Source organism: Labilibaculum sp. (assembly GCF_041595635.1).
GTDB lineage: Bacteria > Bacteroidota > Bacteroidia > Bacteroidales > Marinifilaceae > Labilibaculum.
Genome location: NZ_JBFHJW010000093.1, coordinates 1 through 10,256, shown reverse-complemented (window position 1 = coordinate 10,256; position 10,256 = coordinate 1). Strand labels below are relative to the sequence as shown.

General features: G+C 33.6%; 15 protein-coding genes. 11 read left to right on the top strand and 4 right to left on the bottom strand.

Annotated features, from left to right (window positions below; translation table 11 throughout):
- Positions 1 to 240: hypothetical protein (locus ABYT26_RS16775; protein ID WP_372756021.1), on the top strand; the 240-nt coding region annotated here is incomplete at its 5' end.
- A 369-nt stretch (positions 241 to 609) separates the two neighbouring features.
- On the opposite strand, the gene ABYT26_RS16770 is transcribed toward ABYT26_RS16775, so the two are convergent.
- The 3 genes from ABYT26_RS16770 to ABYT26_RS16760 form a co-directional block, all read right to left on the bottom strand.
- Positions 610 to 1,170, bottom strand: coding sequence for an RloB family protein (locus tag ABYT26_RS16770; RefSeq protein ID WP_372756020.1), 561 nt, complete (start codon positions 1,168 to 1,170; stop codon positions 610 to 612).
- Positions 1,163 to 2,419, bottom strand: a complete 1,257-nt coding sequence (locus tag ABYT26_RS16765; protein WP_372756018.1) for an ATP/GTP-binding protein — start codon at positions 2,417 to 2,419, stop codon at positions 1,163 to 1,165. Before ABYT26_RS16765 ends, ABYT26_RS16770 begins: the two co-directional genes overlap by 8 nt.
- Before the next feature lie 145 nt (positions 2,420 to 2,564).
- Complete coding sequence (locus ABYT26_RS16760; RefSeq protein WP_372756016.1) at positions 2,565 to 3,191, bottom strand: helix-turn-helix domain-containing protein; 627 nt, start codon at positions 3,189 to 3,191, stop codon at positions 2,565 to 2,567.
- A 104-nt stretch (positions 3,192 to 3,295) separates the two neighbouring features.
- Here ABYT26_RS16760 and ABYT26_RS16755 point away from each other — a divergent pair, with 104 nt between their 5' ends.
- The 10 genes from ABYT26_RS16755 to ABYT26_RS16710 all read left to right on the top strand — a co-directional run bounded on the left by ABYT26_RS16755 (position 3,296) and on the right by ABYT26_RS16710 (position 8,242).
- Positions 3,296 to 3,499 (top strand): hypothetical protein, encoded by a 204-nt coding sequence (locus ABYT26_RS16755; RefSeq protein ID WP_372756014.1) that lies wholly within the window; start codon positions 3,296 to 3,298, stop codon positions 3,497 to 3,499.
- Position 3,500: 1 nt separating this feature from the next.
- On the top strand, positions 3,501 to 3,758 hold the full coding sequence (locus ABYT26_RS16750) for a helix-turn-helix domain-containing protein (protein WP_372756012.1): 258 nt from the start codon (positions 3,501 to 3,503) through the stop codon (positions 3,756 to 3,758).
- Positions 3,759 to 3,760: 2 nt separating this feature from the next.
- Positions 3,761 to 4,006 carry a hypothetical protein gene (locus tag ABYT26_RS16745; RefSeq protein ID WP_372756011.1) on the top strand — a complete coding sequence of 82 codons (246 nt, stop codon included), beginning with the start codon at positions 3,761 to 3,763 and terminating at the stop codon, positions 4,004 to 4,006.
- Positions 4,007 to 4,218: 212 nt separating this feature from the next.
- Positions 4,219 to 5,616, top strand: coding sequence for a hypothetical protein (locus ABYT26_RS16740; RefSeq protein ID WP_372756009.1), 1,398 nt, complete (start codon positions 4,219 to 4,221; stop codon positions 5,614 to 5,616).
- Between the two features lie 34 nt (positions 5,617 to 5,650).
- Positions 5,651 to 5,800 (top strand): hypothetical protein, encoded by a 150-nt coding sequence (locus ABYT26_RS16735; RefSeq protein ID WP_372756007.1) that lies wholly within the window; start codon positions 5,651 to 5,653, stop codon positions 5,798 to 5,800.
- A gap of 124 nt (positions 5,801 to 5,924) precedes the next feature.
- The gene (locus tag ABYT26_RS16730) at positions 5,925 to 6,125 is read left to right on the top strand and encodes a hypothetical protein (RefSeq protein WP_372756005.1); all 201 of its coding nucleotides are present in this window, start codon (positions 5,925 to 5,927) and stop codon (positions 6,123 to 6,125) included.
- Between the two features lie 112 nt (positions 6,126 to 6,237).
- Positions 6,238 to 6,843, top strand: a complete 606-nt coding sequence (locus tag ABYT26_RS16725; RefSeq protein WP_372756003.1) for a recombinase family protein — start codon at positions 6,238 to 6,240, stop codon at positions 6,841 to 6,843.
- A gap of 117 nt (positions 6,844 to 6,960) precedes the next feature.
- Positions 6,961 to 7,248 carry a DUF1778 domain-containing protein gene (locus ABYT26_RS16720; RefSeq protein ID WP_372756001.1) on the top strand — a complete coding sequence of 96 codons (288 nt, stop codon included), beginning with the start codon at positions 6,961 to 6,963 and terminating at the stop codon, positions 7,246 to 7,248.
- Positions 7,245 to 7,754, top strand: a complete 510-nt coding sequence (locus ABYT26_RS16715) for a GNAT family N-acetyltransferase (protein ID WP_372755999.1) — start codon at positions 7,245 to 7,247, stop codon at positions 7,752 to 7,754. The genes ABYT26_RS16720 and ABYT26_RS16715 overlap by 4 nt, the downstream gene beginning before the upstream one ends.
- Positions 7,755 to 7,894: 140 nt before the next feature.
- Positions 7,895 to 8,242: a hypothetical protein gene (locus tag ABYT26_RS16710; protein WP_372755997.1), complete on the top strand. Its 348-nt coding sequence runs from the start codon at positions 7,895 to 7,897 to the stop codon at positions 8,240 to 8,242.
- A 64-nt stretch (positions 8,243 to 8,306) separates the two neighbouring features.
- Here the strand turns inward: ABYT26_RS16710 and ABYT26_RS16705 are convergent, their stop codons facing one another.
- Entirely contained in the window at positions 8,307 to 10,124 is a 1,818-nt protein-coding gene (locus tag ABYT26_RS16705) for a hypothetical protein (RefSeq protein WP_372755995.1), read from the bottom strand.
- Between the last annotated feature and the right edge of the window lie 132 nt (positions 10,125 to 10,256).

Sequence of the window (10,256 nt, the reverse complement as noted above, 5' to 3'; positions counted from 1 at the left end):
GTCTCCTGGACAGACGATAGTGCAAATGGAGTTGGCGAAGCCGATGATCTTTTGCACCTGGTGGTGTTAACATCGGATGATGATGTTCAGGTTTTGCATCCAGGTGTTTTGCGTTCTGCCGAAACAGCTGACATAACCCTTTCATTTAGTATGGGCTTGGTTCAGGTCTATGCTTATTTTGGCAATGCAGATGGAAGTGAATATTCTTCCGATCAGCACGAAACGGTCATGCTGACCTAAAATTCGAAAGTAAACTTTTCTTTAAGCTGCTACGATTTTCGTAGCAGCTTTTTATTTTTTTAGCCTAAAAAGGTAAAAAAGGTTTAAACTATATTTAAACTTTCAGAAATTAAAAAAGGCTTTCATTTCTGAAAGCCTTTATTTTGCTAGTCGGGGCGAGAAGATTCGAACTTCCGACCCCACGCCCCCCAGACGTAGGTTCCTAATTGTAATAATCATGTAAATCAACACTTTACGAAGTGTGCTAAGATATATTTGCACGTTTTTTGCATGTTTTTTCGATGTCTGAAATTAAGACCGTACCACTAAGTTAGACGTGTAGACGTTCATTTTTTTTAAAGGCTGACTTTTTTTTGCATATTTCCAGTTTCAATTATGTTCTTTTGTTTCTTTTTCTAGAATTTCAATAAATTCATATACATTGGACGATGGATTATTTTCAAAGTTTAAATTTCTAGCTCTTTTACATGCATCAATGTATTTTTCTGATAGTTTTTCTGAGAGCTTATTATCAATTAAACCTTTTTTGTATTGAATTCTATTTCTTCTTGAAATTTCACCGATACAATTTTCACAACTTATATGTGCTGTTTGGTTTTTATAATGAAGCAAAAACCAAAGCTCAATTGTAGGATTTGATATTAATAGATGAGCGTTTGCTATTTTTTTAAGTCTATCTAGAACATCCACAACGTCTCCATCATAAAGAAGAAAGTCTAAATCTTTCTCGTGAACGGGTTTCCCTTTTTTAGCAGCTTTTATTCTTTTTTCATTTAAATTACTGCCAGTTATTTTTGAAACAATTTCAATCGGGATTCTATACTTAGATCGAAGAAAGTTTACATATGCTTCTTCTGTTTTACCTTCACAAAATACCCAGTATTGTGGTTTTATTTTTTTTCCTCTTGATTCTTGACGTTTCCTACCCATTGATAATATTTTTAAGATTATCTAATGAGTCATTGACAAATGGAATAGCATCAAATCGACCTTGTAAATATGCTTTTTCTAAATCCATTGTATCTCTAAAGTCACTGTAATCATATAGTGAATATAAGTCGCTAGAGGCATTTTCTCTTTTGTTAACAAAGTAAATTTGATCTTTTCTAAATTTTTTTAGATCTAAAAATCTAGTATTATGAGTTGTGCATATTAGCTGAGCCTTTTTTCCAGCCCTAAACAGATTATAAATATACTCAATGATATCTGTGTGTAAACTTTCACCGATTTCATCTATAAGTAGTATTTTATCGTTACTAACGATATCAATAATATTAAGCATTATTGTGAAAAGCTTCTTAGTTCCTTCAGATTCTTCGGTAAAAAGATCAAAACTAATTTTTGGGTCAGCTTTATGGTATGTTCTTATTTGTAAATGATCCTTCATTACATCTTCAACAGAAAGAGTCATATTGTTAACATCTGCTTTAATGTTTTTTCCTTGCTGTTGAATTTTTTTGATTTTAATATCTACAATATCACTATCAGCAATTTTCAATGCTTCTAGTAGTTTTACTTTGTATTTATCAAATAGCCATTCTATTTTGGGCGTGTTATGACCAAGGTATCCTAATATGAATTTACTGTTGAAATAATTGAAAATTTCTTTTGGTATTTCTCTATCCATTTGACTCGCTCTGGATATATACAATGTTTTTTCAGAGGTGTTAGCTGTAACGTCTGAGGGTCTCTTAACTCCAGAGCCAAAGGAATATTTATCTTTTTTATTTTTTCCTAGACGTTCATCTCGTGTGAAAATTTTAGTAATTCTTCCTTTGGGATAATAATGTAAGGTTTCGGTAATTATTTTATCCCGCATCAACGAAAAAGAATATTCGTATTCAATAGCATTACTTATAAATCGAATAAAGAAACTACTTGCTTTATTTTCAGAGTTGGAGAATTTGAATTTCTTGTAGTTGAAAGTGGTGTTTTCGTTGTGGTTATGAGAATTTAATACCATCATGCAGCAAAAACGTATGGCTTTTATAATATTACTTTTCCCAGATGCATTAGCACCATAAATTGTTACAGATTTAAGTAATTCTTCTTTTCCGTATTCAATTATATTATCAGTTAATGCTTTTGCATTTTTGCTTTTAATATTTGCCGCTCGTAAATCTAGAACTATTTCATCTTTAATGGAGAAAAAGTTACTTAGTCGTATCTCTAGAATCATTTTATAGCTTTAATTTGTAAATATATTTCAATATTAGACTATAAAATCAACTAAATCAAATTTTATATGGTTTTTATATTACTTTTAATACGTCTTCACCTGAATATTTTCTTTTCGAAATATTTCTAGAAACTTTCTAAATTTATTACTTAGGATTATACACAAAGCAAACTCTTTGTATATCAACAATGTCATATTTGAAAATTTTGAATTTGGCATAGTTTGGACTAATACACCAAAGAATATCCTCATTCTCAGTATCGTATTCAATTCGTTTTATCATACGATCATCCTTTGTGATGATTAAGTAAATGCGTTCAGTGTTTAAGCTTTCCCAATTATTAATTCGTCGAACTCCAATAAGTGCCCCATTTGAAACCTCTGGTTCCATAGATGCACCTAGAACAGGAAGTATGTTTTCTGCAATGTCGGCTCCAGGTAATCCTTTTATGAATCCATTCGGTTTATGTTGGCCTATAATATCGGTGATACTATGTCCTGCTGATACAGGTAAATCCCAATAGGGAACTCCCTCTATTGATTCATCTTTTCTAAAATCTGGTTGTTCAATATCACGATTAATTAGATCATCAATTGATACGTTGTAGTGTGCGGATATTTTCTGCAGTGTTTCAATTTTTGGCAAAGCCTTTCCATCAATGTAAGATGATATAGCTCCCCTTTTAAGGTCAAAAAGTCTACCGAAAGCATCTTTACTTAAATTTTCTTTTTCAGCAAGTTTACTGACATTCAGGCCGATATAATTTTCCATGATAGAGGGCTTAAAATTATTACAGATAAAATATGCATCAATACAGAAAAAATCTGTAATATTGCATGAGATAACAAATATAACAACAATTTTAAACTTTCATTATGGAAAACAAAATAATCCATACAAAAATTGATTGGGTGGCGACTCTTAGTCATTTTACGATTGGTGAAATTCATCAATTTAATGTTGGAGCTAAAGAGGTTTTTAATATTCGACAGGTTGCCTCAAGATTGAAAAAACGTTCGGGAAAAAAATACATAACAAGCACTTTAGATAATGGAATAGAAGTAAGGAGGGAGGAATAGTATGAAAAAACCAGAAATAATTTGTGATTTGAATCAAAAGAAATGGCTCAATCTTCAGGAGGCCATTACTTATTTGGGTTTTGGTTCGAAGGATACTTTTCAGAATTGGAGAGAAGGCGTTCAGGTTCACACTCGAAGTAATAAAATGATCTTTTTGAAATCTTATAAAACAGGAAAAAACATTGTCTACAAAAGAACTGATATCGATAATTTTTTAGAAGAATATCAGAGTGTGAAATTGAATGTTAAAAGTGCATAAGTATGAGAGCAACCACAAGACAAGGTGTTTGGGTATCCGAAATAAATGAGAATATTCATGCCATTATCGATACCAATCGCAATCAAATAATAAAGTGTGAAAAAGGAGTTCCACGGGTTTTCCAGTTTAAGAATGAAATCACAATAAGTCAAGTTTCACTTATGCTTCGTATTTTTCGAAGTAGTGCAATTATTTGCGAGTCGTACGAATTGGTATTAGCGAGATATAAAGCAAAAAGGATAGCTTAAAATATCCTTTTTACGCTCTTCTGATTATTCAATGATTACAATAGTTTCAGGATAAAACACGCAAATAAAAGGGTTACGAATACACAGACTTTTAGAGTCTGTATTTTTTTTGAAATTTCCTTTTTAGGAAAATAAAAACGCACGTCTTTAGGGTACGCATACACATCCTTTTTCAGACAATTAACTCACCACTTTTTTACACTCCACTACAATTGATTGACGGTATCAGTATAGAGCTTTCGGAATTTGATTTTCGCCTTTGGGAAACTATCCCAGAGCTTGAATTTTCCGTATTGACTGTTGTTGGTTCAGGAGAGGAACGAGGCAGTAGAAAAGCCCACTATAAAGGATTAGACTTTATTATCGAGCCAAAAGGAAAAGCCAAAATTAAAGGTTCCATTCATAAGTTCTTTAATCAGGGGCAGCACAATACAAACAGATTTACATTTGAAGATTTTCAAGAGGCAGTTGCCCGGTTAGCGGCTTTTGGAGTCAATCCGCAAACTGCGATTTTGAAAAGTTTTGAAATTGGATTGAACCTGAATACGACTACCACTAAAATAAATACCAAAACCTTTCTGGATAGCATTTTATACTGTCGGGCTACTGAACGATCAGAAATGGAACTGAACGGGAGAACAGGCTACGGCTACGCTTACAAAACCACTAATACTACCTATAAATTTTACGACAAAGCGGAACAATCTAAAATAAAGGCCGAACTATTAAGAGTTGAAACCAAGTTCGTTAGGATGAGAGCCGTTGAAAGTTATGGCATTTATTCCCTGGCCGATTTAATGGATAAAGCAAAACTAAGCAAGCTAATTGCCGATAAGTTTTTAAAGATGATCGATGAAACGATCTTCTTTGAATGGGATCAGATAAAAACCACTCGCCAACTTCCAGTCAAATACAAAAGCAAGTTCAAAGACCTTCGAAATCCTGATTGGTGGATTAAAGATGAGCGTAGCAGAAAGGAGCGATATCGTAATAAATTACTACTGGAAAAGCTCATTAATCAGTATGCAAAGCGAAATATTAAAAATATCCTAAAAGAGCTTATTTCATTGGAAGTTTCAGCCTTTGTACGCAGTAAAAAAGGGTACGAATACACCGATTTTCACAACTTAAAAAACTGGAATTTGTCTAAGCACGCAGCAAAAAAAGGAACGGATGCACAACGTATTGTATGTGCGGATTCCACCGAACAGGGAGAGGTGAAAAAAGAGAAAAGGTATTGTCTGACTTGTGGAAAAGAGATAACAGGTCAGAAAACTGGTTCGAAGTACTGTAACGATCAAAGAAAGTGCAGGGATAAAGCTTATAACCTAAAAGTATCTGAAAAGAAAAAAGCTAGGCAAACTAAAAAGCAAAAAGAGATTCTGAATCTGATTAAAGATTTAGGAGCAGAATTCAGCTTGATCAGAACTACGAACCCGAATAGGAAAAAAACAAAAGGAGTACCCAGGCGAAAGACATCCATCATAGTCAACATAGGAGGGAAGAAGAGATATTTCCATGGAGTTGCAGCCCGATTCTTCCTAAGAGAATTTGAGAAGAAAACAGAATCACTAACCAAGCAGCAACAATATGAAACAGATCGTATTTGAAACATTGAAAAAAATCACTGAAGAAAAAAGAATTATGAATAAAAGTCCTGATCATGTGACTTACCTAGAGCTTAAGAATGAATTGGCCGAACAGAGAGATCAAGCGCTTAGGGAACTTTGGAAGGAACAAAAAATAAAATCGGGAAATACCCTGAATGATAAATTTATAGAATTGAAAAGATGAAAGAAAATACAAAAATAGCGAATCATGAGATTTGGGAAACTTGCCCAGTATGTAAAATGATGTTTGACCTAAGAGCAGATAGTTTCTGTCCCTTTTGTCAGGAACCCTTAAAATCAACTTGACCATGGAATATAGAACAATGAACCGAAAAGAGCTTGCTGTGGAATTGGATATTTCTTATGCGACTCTTTACAGAAGAATGAAATTACTCGACCCAGAATTCAGAGAACAAATAGCTGGGCATTCACTGCTTTTTGAAAATGAAGTAAAGTATATTTATGAACAAATATCAGGATTGAAAAAATGGCAATCGGGTTCAAAATAGGGTGTACTTCAAACCGAACCCAAAAAATGAGGAAAATTTTGATGATTTCCCTTTCAAAACCTACTATTCTGAACCCACTTTAAAATTGAACCCAAAAATTAGATTTTTCAAGATGGAAAAGAAAATTTACAAATACACTCGAATTTCTACCACCGAACAAAACGAAGTTCGGCAAGTGGAAGCTTTGAAAGATTACCCAGGCGAATTGTTGATCGATAAAATTTCAGGAAAAATTCCTTTTGCTGATCGCCCAGAGGGAAAAAAGATTATTCAGGCAGTTTCGGAAAATTCAATTTCGGAACTGATTGTTTTGGATGTTGACCGATTGGGAAGAAACACGCTTGATATTATGGCAACACTCCAGTTGATGAAGGAGCAGAAAATTTGTGTAACCGTTCATCGCTATGGTTTGAAAAGTTTTGTGGATGGAAAAGCAAATCCAACTTTTGAGCTAATCACTAATATCATGTCCACATTGGCACAAATCGAAATCGAAAGAACCAAGGAGCGACAGGAAGAGGGAATTGCTCAGGCTAAAAAAAGAGGAGCTTATAAAGGGAGAGTGAAAGGAGCCAAAAACAAGGATAGTGAATCTTTAGTTGAAAAATACCCGAACGTAAAAGCTTGCCTGGAAAGTGGTATGAGTATCAATAAAACTGTAGCCGCAACTGGAGTAAGTAGAAGTACGGTAAAGAGAATTAGAAAAGAGTATTTTTGATTTTATTAAAAGGGTATATTTATTTATCGTTTGTATTGCATTTTCTGTCATTCTTGATGATTTTGTTTTGTACGTTAAAATTACGTACATTTGTATTGAAATTAGAAAACAAATACTATGAAGACAGCACACTTAAAGCAGTCACGATTTGAGTTAAGAATTTCCCAAGATGAAAAAAGGGTTTTTGAAAGAGCTTCCAAAATAAGTGGTCATAAGACACTGGCTAGTTTTGTAACATCTATTGTTAAAAAACGAGCAAAAGAAATAATTGATGATCATGAAAAAATATTAGTATCTGAAAAAGATAAAGAAATCTTTTTTAATACAATCTTGGCAAATAATGAACCTAATGAAAAATTAATGCAGGCGGCAAAAAAGTATTCTGCATCACAATCTGCTGAATGAACTTAAAATTATCGATTCTCGAAAAATCTCACGACAGATCAGATTTCAATTGTGGAAAAGAATTACTTGATGACTATGTAAAAAAGCAAGCCAGTCAAGATATAAAAAAAAGACTTTCTGTTTGCTTTGTACTTTCTGATGCAAACGATATTGTCAAAGGATACTATACCTTATCAAATAGCAGTATTCCTCAAAAGGATATTCCTGAAAAATTTTCAAAACATTTACCAAATTCTTATAAAGATATTCCTGTAACTCTATTAGGTAGATTGGCAATTGATAAATCGATTTTTAGAAAAGGTCAGGGAGAATATTTATTAATGGATGCCTTAAAAGAAAGCTATAAAGTTTCCAAACAAACAATAGGCTCAATGGCTGTAGTTGTTGATCCAATTGATGAAGAAGCAGTTTTGTTTTATAAAAAATATGGTTTCATAGAACTTCCAGGAAGTGGTAAAATGTTTTTACCGATGAATACGATAGCAAAAGTATTTCCAGATATATAAAAGTTGAACCCCTGTAAACATATTTGTATGTACTTACAGGGGTTCAACTTTTAATGGAATAGATTGTTCTTAATAGTACCTTTGAGAACCGTGAGTTGTAATAAAAAATTCAAAATAAAGACTATAAATAAAATTCGTTTATGAAAAAATTAATATTGTTATCATTAGGTTTGATTTGTTATTTTGGTGGTTTTTCTCAAACAGTCAATGATGTGCCTTTAAATCAAATTGATGTTGAATACGTTCAGCTTATTGGAAAAGGTAGTGGTAGAAAAGTAAAAGTAGATTTTGATTTTGGTCAAAAAAACAGGGCTTGGACATCTAAAGATACAGAGCTGAAAGATGAGAATAACAAGACAATCAAATTTAATTCAATGATTGATGCAATGAATTTTATGAGCTCGAATGGCTATGATTTTGTTACAGCATTTGCATATAAAGAAGGTAATGATACTGTTTATCATTACTTATTAAGAAAAAGGAAATAGAAGTTTTCGTGAAATATCACTTATATCAGTTTATAAAAAAAGAGAGCCGAAAAGCTCTCTTTTTTTATGGTGTTATCTTCTCAGCCCACAACTCACTAAAAGGAGCCAGTGCATTCTTCCAATACTTAAAGGTTTTCAAGTCCTTTTGAAAATCAACGGTTTCACCATCTGCATTGAATTTAACCCCTATTTGCATAAATCGAAAGCTACCATTAGTTACAAAGGGAGTTACTAGCATTGCAGATCCATCCGTTTCATATTCTGTGCTTAGTGGATTAACTGCCCCGTCTGAATCTGAAACCGTAGCTGTTAATGTAAAATACTTCCACTCATTCACAAAATTGGTATTGAATAAATCAGGCATTATAATGCTTTCCTGAGCAATTGACATGTAGCGGCGAATCCCGTTATCCATTATGGGAATGTTCCGAAGTCCGCCAATGGGTGCAACTCTTAAAAATGTTTTATCTCCAGTGTAGGTTTTTCCCACTGAATAGGTGAAATCAAAATCCTCTAAGATTCTAAAATTTGCATTGTGAGTTTGACAGAGAGCAGGAGCAAAGATTTTAGTTTCCTCAGAAAGAGTAGTTTCAAAAAGTGTCACTTCATCTAAAATATAGCTACTTGCTTCAGGAACTACTATTCTTTGTTCAGCAGGAACAAGTGCTTTTTTCCAGAGTTTATGAAATACAATTTTTGAAGTGTCCACATCTTGCAAACTATCAGGTACAGGTACTTTTACAATCCCAATTAAAATCTCATTTTCTTGAACGTCTAAATCAGGGAATGATCCATAACCAGTCTTTAATCGCATTTTGATGACTCCATCGGTTCTGATTTCCGAAATGTAAGCGATATAGGCAATACTGTTTTTAAGTAAGCTACTAACACTTGTTAAATCTTTTGCAAGGTATTTGACTCCAAAAGTTGCTTCTGTTCTTCCCTGTTTGCAAGGAATCGATTCATTGCCATTTGTCAGGTTGAATCGAATTTGCTCTGTGATTTTCACATACTCAATGCTCATATCGAAATCCTTCAATATCGAAACATCAAGCGAACATACAGGAAGTGCATCAATAACTCTTAATTGATCATCCTTTAGCAAAGGTTCAACTGTAACTCCGTCGGGAACTGATGATTGGGTTTCTTCAGCTTCTTTAGGTTGCAGAGAAACAAGCTTAAAACCTTTATTTACTAGGTTATTATAATCAAGTTGATAGACAGCCCAGCCTTCAGTTGGTTCTGGAGCATCGCTATTGTCTAAAACTCTCACAATCTGGCCAGATGGAATGGAAGCATAACCAAGCAGCATCGTTGAATAATCCTTGTATTCACGATAGTAAGGTCGTACAAAATCCTCTGCAGGAATAGAGTCGTCGTAATATTTGAAAGCTTGTGTTTTGTACTGGTCAAGTTCATTGTTTTCGTTCATAAATAAACGAGCCGATGCAAGCGGTAAAAATGCTCCAGTTTCACCTTCCAGAGTTCGTGGCAAATCACAATTAAATTCTTTTTCAACTACAAAAACAGGATAAGTTGTGTATTTGCTTGTTACCTCCAGATACCAGGATAAGAAACAACCTTGGCCAAATTCATTGATGTAAGAATTCAATTCTTCATTTGTGAATAGCTTGCTTGTGAGTCTGTATTTTCCACTTACGCCATTGCTGGTTCTTTTCAGATAATCATTTGCATTAACGCCCCAAGTTAAGTGGGCTTTTCCACCTGAATATTTAGAGAAACTAAAACTAAATCGCTCATAGAATTTGATTGCTTTTGCAAGCTTAAAATCATCCAAATTCACAATTTCACCTTGGCTGTTTTGTGCAATGGTTCTATTGTCAATTTTTGTTTCTCCATTATTGGGTTTACTTAGTCTCATTGCTCATTAGTTTTTTCGTGAATACGTTGTAGGTTTGATCACAAGAATTGTAACGGTTCTTTTCACATACGGCACGACCACCCTTTGCAACCTGAATAACAATTGAGCTGTCATATTCAGACATGATACCGC